A 17027-nucleotide genomic window follows, 5' to 3' on the forward strand; every position below is an offset into this window, starting at 1 on the left:
TAAGAGACATTTTAAAAGAGAAATGCCTCAACACCCATAAGAGCCGAGTGTAACGTGTCTACTAGCGGTCAGATAATCAACTGATTTTATATTACACTGGTATCAAAAGATTCGTTAGAGTAAATTAGTACAGTTCATTTTGATAAGGGTAATCATTGTGCGTTGTGTTGAATCTCCACAAACAAAACGACTAAGGCTTATTGATTTCTATCTTTGCTTCTTCGGGAAAGTGAATCGCTCCGACCTTATTCAGCACGGTGATATTGCCGTTGCTACAGCAAGCCGCTCTTTTAACTCTTACAAGGAGCGTTTTCCCAAAAACACGGTTTTCAACGAAAGCATGCGAGCATATATGAGGTCAGCATCGTTTAGCCCTGCTTTTGAGCATGAACCAGAAGCCGCTCTTAGGTTAATCGCGTGGGGGCAGGAACTAAACTCTATTCCAGTAACAACTTATGGTGTAAGCAGCTTCGCGACAGTGTTAGATTCGCTAACAATTGATATCGTCTCTCAAGTCACAAGATCGATCCTGAATAAACACTGTATTTCTGTCCTGTACAGCTCCTCAACTAGCACCGAAATTAGAACCCTTACACCTCATTCTCTATTCAAAGGACTTGGGGCTTGGCACATCCGTGCTTGGGATAGTAAAAGACGTAAATTCCTGTGCTTTAGAATCAGTCGCATTCTTAAAGCTGAGCAAACTGACAGCTCATACGACAAGACTATAGAAGACGATTCTCTTTGGAACCGTGATGTCGTCTTAAGTGTTGCACCACACTCTAAGCATGAAAATAGAAATGACTTAGCCATTGATCTTGGTATGCAAGGTCAATACGTGCGAAACATTACAATCAATGAAGCGTTAGCGGGCTACGTGCTCAATGATCTTCACGTAGACTGTACGCCTGATGCTTCTTTGCCGCCGCATGCTTTCAACTTGCAGTTGATGAATAGGCACGAGCTAGAAAATGTAGATTCTATTCAGGCTTTAGTTCCTGGGTATTGAAAGATGGTAACAACCCAATGGTTACAAATGCTCTTTCATTCAGCTTCGAAAATTTGGAATCTCTTGAAAATTAGGCATCGACATAGAAGTCATTGATTTTTTTTTTTAATAAGCCTAGGCTTAGATACCCAAAAACACTGTACCTTTTCATCCGATTATAATCGACCTCGATAGGGGCAGCTATTGTCGCAGAATATGAAACAATTTAAATTGTTTATGCAATGTGATTAACCGTTGGTAAAGCGTAAGGAATAACGCCTATGGACAATTTAGACAAACAAGTTACTCAGGTAAAGACGCTGTTGTCTTTACCTCACTTAACTATTCCTGCCTACCAGCGACCTTATAAGTGGTCGCAAGAAAACTTGGCTGATTTACTCAATGACTTAAAGGTGTATCGAAAAAAATCAGCTTACCGTTTGGGTTCTGTAGTGTTTCACAAACACTCAGATGGATACTCAGAAAAGCTTGATATTGTTGATGGACAGCAACGCACACTAACGCTGGTGCTTCTGGTAAAAGCCCTATTAGAAGAACGCTTAGCAGGCTTAAAGCGCCAAGATGTTAAAGAAACACTTATCTCCCTTAAAGAACCTGTAAATGCCTTTTTAAAACGACAAACCTTCAATAGTGATATTTCACATCGAAATTTGCATCAAAACTTTATGGCGGCAAAACGTGCGATGGCACGCTGTGATTTTACTGAAGCAGATATTGAATTTCTTTTGAACCGCTGTGAAGTAGTTACCTTTGTTCTGGACGATATATCTGAAGCGTTTCAATTTTTTGATTCGCAAAATGCCAGAGGCAGAGATTTAGACCCACACGATTTATTAAAAGCCTTTCACTTGCGAGAGTTTTCGCAAAGTGAAGTGGATTTAAAGGCCAACTCAGTGAGCCATTGGGAAAGCTTGGAGAGCGAGCAATTAGCACGGCTGTTTGCCAACTATTTATTCCGTATTCGCAACTGGGCACAGGGTAAATCGGCACAGTATTTTAATAAATCACAAGTGAGTCTATTCAAAGGGGTGAACCTTGATCAGGTTGGGCTTTACCCTTACGTTGAGCCACTTCGTATTTCTCACCATTTTGTTGATGAGTATAACGGCCAGTACCAACGTTATATTGACCATCAGCATATGAGTTTTCCATTCCATCTTGACCAGATGATTATCAACGGCAGGCGATTTTTTGAAATGACCAGTCATTATCAACATAAGATTGCTGAGATAGTTAGTGGTGAGCGTAGCTATCCAATAAAAGAGAAAAATATAGATTCAAAACAAGCTATACGCATATTAGATCACGACCTAGAGCCTTTAGCTTGTCAGGTTCTACATACTCTTAATACCTACGGTTCTCGCACCCGCACAGGTGATGGTTATGTTCGTACTCTGTTTGATTGCGCGGTGATTTTCTATTTAGACAAGTTTGGTGCACATGAACTCTCACAGGCCATAGAAAAGCTATTTATTTGGGCATATAGCTGCCGATTACAAATGCAGGTAGTCGGTATAGAGCGAATGGATAAACATGCACTCACGCAAAATGTGTTCGAGCGCATCAAGCAAGCAGTGCAGCCAAGTGATGTTTTAAGTTGGCCGCTAATGACACTTAAGGCATCAGATTGTAAGGGAACTAAACTTGCTGAGATTACCGAACTGTTTAAGGAAATGAAGTACTATGAGTAACAAGCAAACGCCACAAATGCAGCGCAGTAATCAAAGCACTAGTACAGTAATTAAAAACTATAACGTTAAAGCACTATTAAGTGATACTAGCCATTATTTAGTACCTATGTACCAACGTAACTACGCTTGGGGTGAGGGTGAAATCAACCAGTTAATACAAGACGTATTGGACTACCAACAAAATAAACCTAATCAATCCTATTATATTGGCACTTTAGTGGTATTTGAGCGCAAGGATGGCAACTTTGAAGTGATTGATGGTCAGCAACGTTTTACCACGCTCACTTTACTCATTTTTGCACTCAAACGCTTATCTTCCGCAAGTAAAACTGTTGTCGATATGAGTTGGTATGACGTGGCAAACCTGAATTTTGAGAGCCGTCAGAAATCGTCAGATACCTTTGCTAGCTTGATACAGGGTGTGGCCTTAGAGTACTTGAAAACCGATGACTATAACCTTGATGTAGTAAATGGTTACGCACTTCTTGAGAAAGGGTTGATAGCTTTAGGCGATAAGCTTCAAGGGTTCTGCAATTACCTTTTCGAAAAAGTAGAAATAGCACGTGTTTTTGTTCCTAAAGATACTGATTTGAACCATTACTTTGAGGTTATGAACAATCGAGGTGAACAACTTGAAAAACACGAAGTGGTTAAAGCAAGGTTAATGTCGGTATTCAATAACATTGAAGACCAAGATGAGAGAGCACAACACGTACTTCTACTCAGTAAAGTGTGGGACGCAACCGCCAATATGGAACGTTATGTTCAGTATGGTTTTAGCCCAGACGAGAGGCACAATATATTTGGTAAAGAGGATTGGGGGCAATTTACACCAACAAACTACGCTGAGTTAGCTGCGACTATTGAAAATGTAGCAACAAAACAAAACGAGCAAACTAAAAGTGTATCGCTTTCGCTCAATGACATACTAGCCAAGCCGCCGCTATCGCCTTCTGGTACTGATATTACGCTAACACCAGAGCGGTTTAATAGTGTGATTAACTTTTCAAACTTCTTGCTCCATGTTTTGAGGGTTTTAACCGAGCAAGATATCGCGTTAGACGACAAACGTTTGTTAGAGCAGTTTGATGCCTATTTAAATGATAATAATAACAAAATCAAAGCAGTAAAAGACTTTGCATTTGCACTACTCAAGTGCAAATACCTATTTGACCAATACATCATTAAGCGCGAATTTAGTGATGGCAAAGATAAGTGGAGTTTGAAGAAGCTACACTTTTACAATGCTAAAAGCCAAAGCTATATCAATACCTTTGATGACAGCAAAGAGCAAGATGATGAAGATGGTTTTGAAGGGATAAACCGTCAGGTTTTAATGTTGTTAAGTGCATTACACGTTTCAACACCCACACTCGTTTATAAGCACTGGCTAAATGGCGCACTATTCCATTTATTCAGTATGGACAGAGTTACTCCTCGCCAATACTTGAAGAAACTAGAAAACCTAGCTCGCCAGTTTGTATATGGTCGATTTTTAAGTGTGGAACCCTCAGATTATTACCACATGATTTATAAAAATGAGGGCTACTCCGAATTTGATTCGACAAGCCAACAAGCAATGAAAAAGCTACGCTATGGCGTAATTGAAAATAACTTAGTGTTTAACTATCTCGATTATTTGCTTTGGTGTGATGGCATACAAAATGCGATGGATAGTGTTATCTCCCAATTTGAGTTTACCTTTCGAAGTTCTGTAGAACACTTTTATCCACAGCACCCTCTTGATGGGCATCGCATCCTGCCTGGTAATGTTTTACATCGTTTTGGTAATCTATGTTTAATTAGCCACAGTAAAAATTCAAAATTGAGCAACTTACTACCAACTGCTAAACGCGATCATTTCAAAGCAGCCATCGCAGATAAGAGCATTGATACCCTTAAGCTGTATGAAATGATTAAGGCAATGAATAGCGCTAACGAGTGGAGCGATGCTCAAATTTCCGCACACGAACAAGATATGTTAAGCGTCTTAGTTGACGACTCGAAAAAGGAGTTTAGCTATGAGTAATGTTGACAATCGCCACAGACTTAGTTGACTCCTTTTAGATAGACAAACAGGCTATCAAGTAGGAGCTTATTAAGCGTAGAAGCTTCACCTGAAAATGGTCATTTCAGTATTCTTCGCCTCAATCATGGTTTACAAGCGGGACTTTGGCTACAATAGGCTTAGGTAAGAGAAGGATTAGTCGAATTGAAAAATCCCTTCCACCCGCTCTATCGCCGAATTAATGTAGGTACTTCGGGAGAGGTTTAAAGTTAGAGCGACTGCGAAAAGCGTATATACAAAAGGTAATTCGGTGATATCACGCCCTCACTTGTGGGGGCGTTTTTTTTGTTTACAGATTTTGATCTCTAATATAAGAGGAGTTAGTTGATTTAAGTTTATCTACTTTTCTCAGCATAATGTTGTTTTTAAGAACATAATTCCAATTAAAAGACAGCCTTCGGAGGTGACTAGGTGACCCGAAATCTAACTGGTGCTCTGCTCCTGTAAGGCTAGTCAAACATCTTAGCGGCAGCTAGTCTCTGATCTATAGGGGCTTACTACTGATTCAGCATTCAAAACTCTTTTCTTATGATCATTTCATGACCACTTAATGAACCGAACTAGCAAAAACACCAGATTAATAAGCTAACTTGTGAAAAACATCAGATTATATGCAGCCAAAGGAAAAGTATCAGATTAAGAAGCTAGTTTGCGAAAAACATCAGAGTAAATGCAGCCAAAGGGAAAAGTATCAGATTAAGAAGCTAGTTTGCGAAAAACATCAGAGTAAATGCAGCCAAAAGGAAAAGTATCAGATTAAGAAGCTAGTTTGCGAAAACATCAGAATAAGAGGTTTGAAAGAGAGTGCCACAAAAAATGAAGCTCTTGCAGGCCATTTCTCAATGATGTTTAACTATATCAAACAGTGGCGGTTCGCTGTATGGAAGCTAAAACAGACTAATCACTACTACCCTCCTAGTTTCCATTTTAGTTATCGCTACGAAGTTCAACCAGACTTCCAAATTACCAAAAGTTTCCAACTTGGTTATCCTTAACGTGACTTCCAAACGATTGATACAGAAAGGTAGCAAGTTTCCATCTTAGTTATCTGTGATCAGTAGATTTTAGATAAACAAAAGCGAACCACTTGGTTCGCTTTTTTGACATCCTAGATTTTAATTATTAACTAATCTAACTTTAGCGCTGAATTATACTAATAGGGTTGTATTTTGTTGCTAAACACAAATAAACTAAAAGCTAGCATAGAACGGTTAATCCGTAAGTTCTCGTCGCACATCATTCCTATCATGCAAGACATTTTTTTTATATTTATTTATAACTGCAGTGACAACATCTCCATGCCTCATATGCGATAACACGATTTCACTACTTTGGGTAAACCGCTGGCTAATTTTTATAGTATACGACTTAAATAACCAGTTGAAAAAATTCTGGCAACATACAGCCTGTTCAAAATTACACCACTTAACTCCATATGTACCTTTACTCCACGGAAATATTCCAGAATAACACCACACCCCCGACTCATTGATATAAATCTTTACGCTCCTTATTTTAAATATTTTAAATATTATTCTAAATATATAAACGACTAAAAAAGCAATAACCACAATAAGTATAGATTCATGGTGGTCACGAGGGAATAGCCTGAAAATCAAAGGAAAGTTATACACTATGATAAAAAGGATAACTAAAGTTAGTACCGGGTCTATATACGCAGTCCACGATTTCCTAAAAACGTTATTCCCCTCTAGAACCAGACTATCCCTCACTGTGTGCACTCCTTTTAATTAAACTGTCATATTAAATATTAATAATTTTTAAAATCGCTTGTAATAATTTCATAGTTTTCGCGCTAAAAGTATTCTCGCATAGGTTTAACCAGTAAATATTCGACACAACTCACTAATGTAGGCCATTAAAAATGAACTACAAATAACTAAACCTAGTGACCAAAGTTGACGTATATTATTCGTTTTCAGCGCAACGACAAGCATATCTAGTCTTAGCGACGACTAATTCGTAGCTGTGCTAAGAAGCAAAACATAACAAAAGGCGAACCAAATGGTTCGCCTTTTGTTATTTGAAATTCAAGGTAAACAAATGCATTGACCTTACCGTAAGGGAAAGGTTTATGGTGATATGACGGTCACGATGAATTAGGAAATGATTATGGGATGTTGCAATAAAGCTCCGAAAGGTGGAGCCCCTCTTAGTTTACTTCTAAAAGTAACGCTTGGGATTGGGTTATTTGTGTTTCTGTTGGCTCTGTGGCAGTAGGAGGCTGATACGGTACTAGGTTTGAAGCTAAGAAATGATGGTATGTAAAAGATAGATAGCGCCAAATTAGCTATTGGCGCCATAGCCGTTTGTTAGCTTTGTACTCCAAGCTCGTGCATTAGCTTCTTTCGGCACTTTTCAACAGATTCAATCGCTGACGAATAACCTGGAACAGCAGATTCTAAAATTGCTTCGTCAGGATCATTGTTGAGAGCTAGCTCCATACTAGATAGCATCCCTATGGATTGAGATAAGTCTGATAAAGCTCGCTTTGCTGCTGAAGTAAGGTAAAGACCGTGAACCATTTTAACTTTATCTATAGCGACACGATAATAATGAAAATGTCGATTGTCGGCTAAAGTGTCGACATTCCTCCAGACGTAATGTTCATTTGGTGATCGTTCAGCAAGTTGCTTCCAACTGTATAAATGAATTTCTACGAGTAACTCATCAATAGCAGTCAGAGCGTCCAAGCTCTTAGATTGAAATGACTGACGAAGAGCCCCTTTTACATCAAGTTCTGTTTTGACCTTTTCGAGTTCAACGGCATGCTGACGTTTAATGGATTCTACTTGGTCTGTAATCTGCCCGATGTCTTCTTTTGTCGCTAAGTTTTTGGCTTTTTCAGACAAATACTTGGGAACGTAGTTTCTGACAAGAAAGCCACCGATGGATATGGATACCACCACAGCAATGTTTAAAATTAATACTAAATCTTCCAATTGACCTCCAAAAAAGCTAACAGTTCTTAGACAGAAAATCCTGCATTTAAATACAGAATATTTCTATCTAGCTCTTTATGCCATCAATTGTACTAGCCTTTGTCTTTCCATAACAATCACTTATACCACAACCTTAGTGATTAGCGTGGCAAATATAGAAATTATCCATCTAGCATGATTCACAATAAATCAATAAGTTACGTGAGTTGGTGTTGTGTTTTGACCATCAGAATCTGCCCCTACCTCAAAGCTAGTGAAACTCTATAAATCCAATGCTTGACCCTATACGGTAAGGTGTTTATATTGTCGCCCGCCCAACAGGGCACATCCTAAAATACACACCGGCCATCCTGCCATCATTCGTGTATTTATATTGGTGTTGTGAACTTCCATGCTAACGAAACTTCGTCCTTTTACTCGTGAATCGGGTGCGCTCATGCATCTTTCGATTCCAATCATTTTGACTCAAATAGCTACCCAAGCGATGGGATTTGTCGATACGACAATGGCTGGCCAAGTAAGCCCTGCCGATCTCGCCGCTATTGCACTTGGCACTAGCCTTTGGATTCCTGTGTTGCTGCTACTGCGTGGCGTAATTATGGCGTTAACGCCTGTTGTCGCTTACCACCGCGGCGCACGCGACTTTCAAAGTATCTCTGTCGAGTTCTTCCAGATGGTTTGGTTGGCATTAATCGCGAGCGTACTGCTTATCGCTTACTTGGTGAGTGCGAAACCGATCTTAGAATGGATTGGCGTAGCCGCTGAGATCATTCCAATTGGCAGTGACTATGCGTTTGCCCTAGCCTTTGGTGTGCCGGGTATTGCTCTGTTCTACACCTTGAACGGCTTCTGTGAGGGTATGAACAACACCAAAGTGCCGATGATCATTTCGGTGGTTGGTTTGTTGGTTAATATTCCTGTTAACTACGTGCTTATCTACGGAAAGTTCGGCTTCCCTGAAATGGGCGCTGTAGGTTGTGGTTGGGCAACAAGTTTGGTGTATTGGTTAATGTCGGGAATGCTGTATTCCTACATTAAAGGTCATCACCACTACAAGACCATTATTAGCTTTGCCGATGCAAAACCAAAAGCTAAAGAAATGCTTCACCTTCTAAGATTAGGTTTACCTATCGGAATGAACATCGCTGTATGTGGCAGTATCTTTGCGGTAATCGCTCTGATGATTGGTCGTATTGGTGCAGAGAACGTGGCAGCGGCGCAAATTGCTCTGAATATATCGAGCCTGACTTACGTGATTCCAATGAGTATCTCGTTTGGCATTACAATTCGTGTTGGGCATGCACTAGGCGAGAAAGATGAACTAGGCGCAATTGAACGCAGCAAAGTCGGTATCTTAGTTGCAGCATTAATCTCGCTTCTTTCAGTAGCGATGTTCTTACTGTTCCCTGAGTGGATCATTAGGCTTTACACCACCGACCCTGCAATAAGCGCTACAGCAGCGGTATTGTTGACCTTCACGGCGATGTACCAATTCAGCGATGCATTACAAACATCGGCTAACGGTGCATTACGTGGCTATAAAGACACTAAGATCCCAATGATCTTAGCCATCGCTTCATATTGGGGCTTGGCACTGCCACTCGGCATGGTGCTAGGACTAACAGACCATATTGTTCCAGCAATGGGTGAAGAAGGCTTTTGGATTGGTATCCTAACGGGATTAAGCGTTTCAGCGACGCTGATGCTAATTCGCTTGCGATACGTGATTAAGAAGCGTGGCTTGCCACCAGCAAGTACTCCATTGGTAAACTAAGACAAATCATTAAGCTAATACAAAAAAGCGCGTTATTGCTACTCGGCAATAACGCGCTTTTTTATTGAATTTCTATAAATCAGTTGGTGTGCTTGGTTTAACACTCATCGTTCATAACACGAACTGTACACTCACAACCATCTACTGGACATGTGTCTCCACTTGTCCTGCCGCCAAAAGAATCATAGAGAACATAACAACCCGAAGGTAAGGCATCGTCGGTAATATTATTGCTGTTCAGGTCCGCGTCGCTAAAAGGTTGATTGTATCCGACTACCGTATGTCTATTTCCATAATCTGAGATAATACTGTCATCATCTGACAATGTGAGGAAATCGAGCATGTTCAATTTATCCCCTGACTCCCCTCGGCTTTCAGGGCAAAGCGTTCCCCAGTCAACTTCAACACTGCCGATACCAAAATCGATCACATAGTTGCTCTGATCACCTGGGTTTGTTGCGTCCGGGTTAAGCCCAACAATAATGGCCTTAGAAGTCACCTGCGTGATAACGCCTTCCATCGCACCAGCAACCCCCTCTAGTACCGCTTCTCTTGCTGACTCTTGAATATTAAGAAACCTCGGGGCTGCTGTAACGGCTAATACTCCGAGTATCACGATCACAATGATTAATTCCATTAAAGTAAATCCGTTTTTCTTCATAACACCCACATCAACTGACAGCTAAAGATACAATTACTGAATGAATTATCAATAACTATACATCGTGATGAGATGCGGAACACCTTATGTGTCGCGTCAGAGTTGTTGTTTAGTCGATTTTTAGACCTTGCGCATGGGAGGATGAAAATTAGCGCCTTGTTGGCGCTGTCTTATTTGATCGCGTTGTTTTGAATGAGCTAAATTGTCGATATTACACTGCAGGTACATTCTTCATTTCTGTTGCGCTCTATCGGAGTATCTGTGTCTGCATATCGCAAAAAAAAGCGCTCATGTATGACATAAGCGCTATTAAATAACTGGAGACTCAACACATCTATCAAAGAGATATGTTGGGAAGTCTAGATTTTGAATGAACCGACATAACGATCGAGAACTTGTGATAACTCTGCCAGCTGCTGGCTTGATTGCTCTAACTTCTCACTTGCGCTCAAACCGTTTTTGACTGAGCTATTAACCGTATCCATGTTCATATTAATTTCATTCGCTACCGCTGACTGCTGCTCCGTTGCCGTTGCGACTTGCGTATTAATATCAAGAATAGCCAAAACTTGCGTGGAAATTTTTTCCAAAGCTTGGCGAGCCATTTCAGTTTCAGTCGTACCCTCTTCAATTAAGCTCTTACTATTACTCATCGAACTAACAGCGTTCTTAGCTTCGGTTTGAAGTTGGTTGATCATAGTGTCAATTTCATCGGTAGACTGCGCGGTTTTTGTCGCTAGGTTACGAACTTCGTCAGCAACAACCGCAAAGCCTCGGCCAGCCTCACCAGCACGCGCAGCTTCAATTGCAGCATTAAGTGCCAGCAAGTTCGTTTGCTCAGAGATACCTCGAATAACATCAAGAATAGTACCGATCGACTGGGTATTATCAGCAAGGCTAACAATGATGTCAGAAGCACTATTCATTTCGGCTTCAAGGTTCGAAATTGAAGTCGTGGTCTTCTCAATCGTCTTATGACCTTCTTGAGTTTCACTCGCAGCCATGTTTGCCGCGCTTGCAGCACCAGCTGCGCTAGATGCAATTTCATTAACCGTGGCAATCATTTCATTCATAGATGTCACGACCAACATGGTTTGTTCGTTCTGCTCTTGTCCTCTTTGCAATGCTTGCTGTGACTGCTCACGAAGCCCAATAGCGGTGCTATTTAATTCAACACCCGTATTCACTGTTTGAGTAATAATCTCGTGCACCTTGCCAACGAACACATTGAAAGCCGATGAGATTTGAGCAACTTCGTCATTCCCTTTGATAGGCAAGCGTACTGATAGGTCACCATCACCTTCAGAAATATCGTGTAATGTGTTTTTCAATACTAAGAGAGGCTGCATCAGTTTGCTAAGAAGAAGCGATAGAACAACGAGACAAACAACAAAAATGAAAACCATTGAAGCAAGCTGGTAGCTAATAATGCCATTCGTTGCTTGGCTAACCTCTGTGATAGGGATACCGATATCAAAAGTACCGTACAGCTCACCGTTGACGTAGATAGGTGCCATGATGTCAAACACCCACACTTGTTGAACATCAGCGTACCATTTTGAATACTGTTGTACGCCTTGGGTCGCGCCTTTAACGGTATAGCTATCTTCATAAACTTTATTCAGTTTATTTTTGTCGCTGTGAGCAATAGCACTTACGTTACTATCAATAACAATGGCATAAGTGACATCAGATCGCTGTTTCAGCTCGCCCACCAGCTTTTGTAAATCTTGAACTGGATTGTCCGAATTCTCTAAGATATACCCAGCATTCCCAGCCAAGAATTCAGCTTGAACTTGAGATTTATTCAATATTATCTCATCAATTTTTTCGCTTGAAATGAAATAAGTTGACGCCATACTCGCAGCGACGGCAATGCCAAACATAATAAAAACGGCAAATAGGATTGTTTTCTTCATTTAGGTTGTCTCGACGCAAGTTTGTTAAAAGTTCTCTAAAGGTTTCAAAAAGCGAAACCAAAGCTCGCACGTTTTATCTCGTGTTAGAGCTCGCCTCTATTCCTTTATCTGTAAAAAGCCCGATAACTTTAGCCGAAGAATACAAAAAACATATATTGATCACGTTTATGCAACACGTAAAATTCTTCAATAAAGGTCAATTAACTGGAAATCAAGTAGTTGGAGTTCAGGTTAGAAGAAAAAAATGTCGATGAACAAATAAGTGCAAGAACACCAATTAAAGTAGCGTCGGTTCAGGTCGAAATACCTAATCTAATCCAATCACATAGACAGCCCAATAAGAGCCTTCTTTGGTTCGCTTCGATACAAAAACACTCTTCCCATTAATCGACTTCTAACAAAGACGTCACCCATTTTTGTAGCGGATCATCGTTATACCTTGGGTGCCATGCGGCTATCACATCAAAACTCTCGGGTGATTGTTCCATTGGAATAGTCACCAAGTTCAGCCCTTCGATTGCCCTTGATGGTAAGAAAGCAATAGAGTCAGTAGTGTTTAAATACATAGGTACGATAGAGAAACACGGTGCAGATACCACCACGTTACGCTTTAACCCAAACTGACCAAACCATTCATCAATCGACCCTTTGAAGTTTGGACGCGATGGTGAAGCAATAATGGTTGGATAGGTCGCCACCTCCTCTAATGAAGGCTTGATCTGTGCTATTGAAGAATGAGGTGATGCAACACACACATGGTGCTCTTCAAACAGCTTGATTACTTTGTAGCTGCTTGGAATGTAGTCTGGAAACGCGATCGCTAAGTTAACTTTGCCGCTTTCCATTAGCTCGTGCAGGTTGTCGATTTCGAAGTCACGCACAATCAACTTTAACTCTGGCGCTTGTTCCCTTAGCTTTGCAATTAAGCTTGGTAATATGATCTGCTGGGCATAATCCGTCGCCGCAATCACAAACGTCCCGTTAGCTTTCTCTGGTACGAAATTTGTTCTAGATAACAACAAATTGAAATCGATCAGTAAACGATCAACACCAACAGATAACTCTTGTGCGAAGGTGGTCGGAACAAAGCCGTTGGTTTTTCTAACAAACAGCCTATCGTCGAACACTTCTCGCAGCTTCTTCAAATGCTCACTAACCGCTTGCTGGGTCAGCCCCAATTGATTCGCAGCTTTAGACGCGTTCTCTTCACGGATTAAAGCTTGGAAAACTCTAAGTTGCTTTATGTCTAATCGGTCTAGTTTGCTCACACGCACTCGCTTCGGTGAAGTTGGATTCCATGTCAGTGTAACACTCAACAAGTAAAACCAGTAACATTCACAACTAAGCTTTGTTTCTACTTGTTTGGCTCTTTGGTTAAAGTTCTTCCATCGAAACGAAACATATACAGATCGGAGAACAACATGAAAACAATCATTCTAATTGGCGCACGTGGCAAGATGGGTCAAGCAGCATTAATGGGCTTAGGCAATCATAACGTTATCACTGCGGGTCGCTCTGGCGATGTAGACCATATTGTTGACATCACTGACACACAATCAATTGAGGCGCTTTACAAGAAAGTGGGACACTTTGATGCGGTTGTGAACACCGTCGGCCTTTGCGAATACAATACCTTTGCAGATATGACTGAAGAACAGTGGATGACTACGGTAATGAGCAAAATGATGGGACAAATTAACCTTGTTCGTATCGGCCAAAAGTACATCGCTGAAGGTGGTTCATTTACGCTGATTAGTGGCATATTGAACGTTAAACCAATCCCTTTCGCTATTGCAGACGCAACCACCAGCGGTGCGATAGACACCTTCGTAAAGTGTGTCGCTTATGAAATGCCAAGAAACACACGTATCAATGTAATCAACCCAACGGTTCTTGCTGAAGCATGGGATGTTTACGGTGAAATGATGCCAGGCTTTGAACCCGTCCCAAGTAAGCTCGTGGGTAAAGCATTTGAGCGTTCTGTCGATGGCTTCATTACCGGTGAAGTGATTTTTGTAGATGCTTAGATTTAGCAAATGAACCGTGTTTATAAGCGCTCGCTTTTTATACGAATAGTTTTTACAAGCACATAGTCCATTTCTCTCTAACAAAAAAGGCGAGCCATTCGGTTCGCCTTCTTGTTTAAAGAGTCGTGCTTAAAAAGTCGTGTTTATCGATTTATCGCCAAATATGAGCCAGCAGCAATCATTATTCCACCTGCACTTTGATTTAACCTTTTATGTGCACGTGGCGTTTTCAGTAAACTGGCCATTCTGCCCGCGCCCATTGCAATTAGCATTAAACCAGACATCAGCGCAACAGCCGCCAAAACAGAAACCAATATGATATCTTTCGACTGCAAAACCGTCAGGTCAATAAACGTCGGCAAAAATGAAATATAAAAGAGAATCACTTTAGGGTTTGATGCTGAGATCAAAAAGCCTTGTGCGAAACTTGCGAGTTCTGATTTCTGACTTTGTTTGGCTGCGAGTTCCGCTGAGCCTTGCACTTCCGGTAGGCTCTTAAACATCTTGTAGCCTAAGTAAATCAAATAAGCCGCACCAACGTAGCGAATTACCTCAAAAGCAAACGACCAGTTCTCAGCAATCGTCGCGAGACCAAAACAGGCAAGCGCAAGATAGATAAGATCACTGCATATCATTCCTAACGAGAGAGTGATGCACTTTCGCCAACCGTTAACCATGCCTCGAGCTAAAATGGCAAATACGCCAGGCCCCGGAGTAATACCAAATATAAACATGGCAATAAAGAATGTAATCGCACCTTCTAATGACATTGGACTGTCCTTATCTATAACCCAACATAATTGATCATGAACGTATCATGGAGCTTCGATTCGGGTAAAGAACGTTTTTGACTAAGCACGTTTAACACAACTCATGTTTTGAATAAGTGTCACACGTAATTTCCCCGCTAAGCCTAACCTAAGCCTGAAACTGAAACTGAAACTGAAACTGAAACTAAGCGTTTTTCGTTAAGACACAAAAAAGGCAAACCTAATGGCTCGCCTTTGAAAAATATTGATTACAAATCAACGTAACAAGATTAGTTCGCTATTGGTGACAACAACTCTGGGTTTACAACTATGTTTCTCACTCCATGCGCGTGATCTTCGTTGAAGTCATTGCCTTCACACCAGCTGCCAACCGTCGCAATGTTTACTTTCGCGACTTGCGGTCTCACGCTCCATGTTACTTGGAACGGTGAACCTTGCTCATTGTAACCTGGGCCCGTTGTAGAGCCTGCGTATTGAATCGCTGACCCCGTATTTTGTGGAATATTTGGAGCTTGGTTTAAACCGTTGACTTTAGAGTGTTTCGCTAATGCTTCGAAGTCGAGAGCTTTGTCGTCATTAACTAATACATAGACTTGAGTTTCAACACGCAATTGTGGATTGGTAATCGCATCGTTAAAACAAGCGCCCAATGTTTCACCCGGTTCAACTTGCGCCGTTGAATACACGTAATGCACCTCAATAGTATCTCCCGAGTGAAGAGAACCATGATCACTTGGACAAACCTTTTGATCGAATGGTTTAAGTTCAACCGCACTTAGCTTACCTGTGTATTTGAAACCACTTTGGAAGCCCTTACCATCACCATTGCCAGCGTATTGAGTAAACTCACCCCCTTTATGCTCGGCGTTCTTGTGAAAGTGAATATTACATAAGTTCATTGCTGTTGAATCTGGCGCATCCGAAAACAGACGGGCGTTAGTTCCCTTTAAAGAGTCTAAATCTCGTGGGGCTTGCGGTCCAAAACCTTTCCCTTGAGTATTTTCAGAAAGGTTCGCTCTTTGTTCGGCGATAACTCCATCTGAAACAGCTTCATGATTCGCGCTAGATGCATTTGCTTGAGCCGATAACATGACCATCGCAACGCTTAAAAACACACTCTTGTTCTTCATATCTCTTCCCTAGAATATTGATAACTTAATCTAAACATCGAACTTCACAACAAACATATTACTATGCTCCAAAGTGAATATAAGACATTGTCTTAGCAAGATTAGATTTCATTGCTTACTTTTGGGTAAGAGTATTAAAAGCCTTGATGCATATAACAAGTCGAATACAGTAAATACGACTAGTCCCTTCCAGAACGAGAAAATTCCTACTTTAGTTGACTGTGTTTTGACTTAATCAGATAGAGCTGTGGATATTGAACAACAAACATAATAGCCAACAGAACGATGAGTTAATTAGGCTGCGATATAAAAAAGGCGAACCACTTAGCTCGCCTTCATCGCTTCATTAAAAAGTTTAGCTTGGAGTTCGCCCCCAACTTGCTTATCCATGGCCCGTCGCAAATATCCCGAAGGTCAGAATGTTCAATGTGTCTGTCACACCCTCTAACGATTTAATGACCTTCTTGGTTGGTTCATTATTTTGCAAGAAATAGTTTCCTATGCCCTTTTCACTATCGTGCTCATCGGGCGCGTGTTTTGCCGTTATTTGAGGGGTTTCTGTTGATGTAAGCTCTGTCTTAGCGTATGTATTCGAATCTTCATTTGAGTCAGACGATGTATTTACATCTAAAGTCGTATTTGGTTCTAGGTTCGCTTTGGAATTTGGGAGCACATTAGAATCATCGTTGCCACCAGCATCATATAAAGGCTCATCACCCGTTTTAGCATTTGCGTCAGTACCGGAGTTTGTTTCTGTACTAATGTCTAGATTGGTCTCTTCCTCTACACTTTTAGATACAGTGTCTTCGTTACTTAATGTCTTATCATCAAGTTGATTGTTGCTCGTTGTAGAACAAGCCGTCAAAAGAAATAGGCTAACGATGAATGTGATTAAATTTCTCAGCATAGGGATTAGAGTTTGAATTAATAAAACATTGTTCGATTGTAATTTATTTGCCTTTCAACATCCAGCATCTATTGGCTCTAAAGGCAGTTGGTGTGCTATTAACTTTCT

At 40.9% G+C, this 17027-nt stretch carries 12 protein-coding genes; 5 read left to right on the forward strand and 7 right to left on the reverse strand.

Annotation, left to right across the window (positions count from 1 at the left end):
- The first annotated feature begins 157 nt into the window (after positions 1-157).
- The 3 genes from AC3CID_RS20020 (at position 158) to AC3CID_RS20030 (ending at position 4729) form a co-directional block, all read left to right on the forward strand.
- On the forward strand, positions 158-1009 hold the full coding sequence (locus AC3CID_RS20020) for a WYL domain-containing protein (RefSeq protein ID WP_488527985.1): 852 nt from the start codon (positions 158-160) through the stop codon (positions 1007-1009).
- A gap of 260 nt (positions 1010-1269) precedes the next feature.
- Positions 1270-2700: a DUF262 domain-containing protein gene (locus tag AC3CID_RS20025; RefSeq protein WP_102290485.1), complete on the forward strand. Its 1431-nt coding sequence runs from the start codon at positions 1270-1272 to the stop codon at positions 2698-2700.
- Complete coding sequence (locus AC3CID_RS20030; protein WP_102290484.1) at positions 2693-4729, forward strand: DUF262 domain-containing protein; 2037 nt, start codon at positions 2693-2695, stop codon at positions 4727-4729. The genes AC3CID_RS20025 and AC3CID_RS20030 overlap by 8 nt, the downstream gene beginning before the upstream one ends.
- Before the next feature lie 2372 nt (positions 4730-7101).
- On the opposite strand, the gene AC3CID_RS20035 is transcribed toward AC3CID_RS20030, so the two are convergent.
- Positions 7102-7731 carry a hypothetical protein gene (locus AC3CID_RS20035; protein WP_237288914.1) on the reverse strand — a complete coding sequence of 210 codons (630 nt, stop codon included), beginning with the start codon at positions 7729-7731 and terminating at the stop codon, positions 7102-7104.
- 391 nt (positions 7732-8122) lie between these two features.
- Here AC3CID_RS20035 and AC3CID_RS20040 point away from each other — a divergent pair, with 391 nt between their 5' ends.
- Positions 8123-9505: an MATE family efflux transporter gene (locus AC3CID_RS20040; protein ID WP_488527986.1), complete on the forward strand. Its 1383-nt coding sequence runs from the start codon at positions 8123-8125 to the stop codon at positions 9503-9505.
- Positions 9506-9602: 97 nt separating this feature from the next.
- Here the strand turns inward: AC3CID_RS20040 and AC3CID_RS20045 are convergent, their stop codons facing one another.
- From AC3CID_RS20045 to AC3CID_RS20055, 3 genes are all read right to left on the reverse strand, one after another.
- Positions 9603-10166 (reverse strand): type II secretion system protein, encoded by a 564-nt coding sequence (locus AC3CID_RS20045; protein ID WP_269460864.1) that lies wholly within the window; start codon positions 10164-10166, stop codon positions 9603-9605.
- Positions 10167-10525: 359 nt separating this feature from the next.
- Positions 10526-12052 carry a methyl-accepting chemotaxis protein gene (locus AC3CID_RS20050; protein ID WP_488527997.1) on the reverse strand — a complete coding sequence of 509 codons (1527 nt, stop codon included), beginning with the start codon at positions 12050-12052 and terminating at the stop codon, positions 10526-10528.
- A 416-nt stretch (positions 12053-12468) separates the two neighbouring features.
- Positions 12469-13353 (reverse strand): LysR family transcriptional regulator, encoded by an 885-nt coding sequence (locus tag AC3CID_RS20055; RefSeq protein ID WP_488527987.1) that lies wholly within the window; start codon positions 13351-13353, stop codon positions 12469-12471.
- Between the two features lie 153 nt (positions 13354-13506).
- Here AC3CID_RS20055 and AC3CID_RS20060 point away from each other — a divergent pair, with 153 nt between their 5' ends.
- The gene (locus tag AC3CID_RS20060; RefSeq protein WP_488527988.1) at positions 13507-14112 is read left to right on the forward strand and encodes a short chain dehydrogenase; all 606 of its coding nucleotides are present in this window, start codon (positions 13507-13509) and stop codon (positions 14110-14112) included.
- Positions 14113-14255: 143 nt separating this feature from the next.
- Here AC3CID_RS20060 and AC3CID_RS20065 read toward each other — a convergent pair whose 3' ends face one another.
- The 3 genes from AC3CID_RS20065 to AC3CID_RS20075 all read right to left on the reverse strand — a co-directional run bounded on the left by AC3CID_RS20065 (position 14256) and on the right by AC3CID_RS20075 (position 16919).
- Positions 14256-14882 (reverse strand): LysE family translocator, encoded by a 627-nt coding sequence (locus AC3CID_RS20065; protein WP_488527989.1) that lies wholly within the window; start codon positions 14880-14882, stop codon positions 14256-14258.
- A gap of 269 nt (positions 14883-15151) precedes the next feature.
- Positions 15152-16012 carry a delta-class carbonic anhydrase gene (locus tag AC3CID_RS20070; RefSeq protein ID WP_237288917.1) on the reverse strand — a complete coding sequence of 287 codons (861 nt, stop codon included), beginning with the start codon at positions 16010-16012 and terminating at the stop codon, positions 15152-15154.
- Positions 16013-16394: 382 nt separating this feature from the next.
- On the reverse strand, positions 16395-16919 hold the full coding sequence (locus tag AC3CID_RS20075) for a hypothetical protein (protein ID WP_488527299.1): 525 nt from the start codon (positions 16917-16919) through the stop codon (positions 16395-16397).
- Between the last annotated feature and the right edge of the window lie 108 nt (positions 16920-17027).

This window comes from Vibrio sp. QJM3NY_21 (genome assembly GCF_057785975.1).

What these genes read in the sequence shown, in the direction of transcription:
- AC3CID_RS20060 (WP_488527988.1), top strand. Translation starts at nt 13,507, where the DNA reads ATGAAAACAATCATTCTAATTGGCGCACGTGGCAAGATGGGTCAAGCA.
- AC3CID_RS20070 (WP_237288917.1), bottom strand. Translation starts at nt 16,012, where the DNA reads ATGAAGAACAAGAGTGTGTTTTTAAGCGTTGCGATGGTCATGTTATCG.
- AC3CID_RS20040 (WP_488527986.1), top strand. Translation starts at nt 8,123, where the DNA reads ATGCTAACGAAACTTCGTCCTTTTACTCGTGAATCGGGTGCGCTCATG.
- AC3CID_RS20025 (WP_102290485.1), top strand. Translation starts at nt 1,270, where the DNA reads ATGGACAATTTAGACAAACAAGTTACTCAGGTAAAGACGCTGTTGTCT.
- AC3CID_RS20050 (WP_488527997.1), bottom strand. Translation starts at nt 12,052, where the DNA reads ATGTTTGGCATTGCCGTCGCTGCGAGTATGGCGTCAACTTATTTCATT.
- AC3CID_RS20030 (WP_102290484.1), top strand. Translation starts at nt 2,693, where the DNA reads ATGAGTAACAAGCAAACGCCACAAATGCAGCGCAGTAATCAAAGCACT.
- AC3CID_RS20065 (WP_488527989.1), bottom strand. Translation starts at nt 14,882, where the DNA reads ATGTCATTAGAAGGTGCGATTACATTCTTTATTGCCATGTTTATATTT.
- AC3CID_RS20045 (WP_269460864.1), bottom strand. Translation starts at nt 10,166, where the DNA reads ATGAAGAAAAACGGATTTACTTTAATGGAATTAATCATTGTGATCGTG.
- AC3CID_RS20075 (WP_488527299.1), bottom strand. Translation starts at nt 16,919, where the DNA reads ATGCTGAGAAATTTAATCACATTCATCGTTAGCCTATTTCTTTTGACG.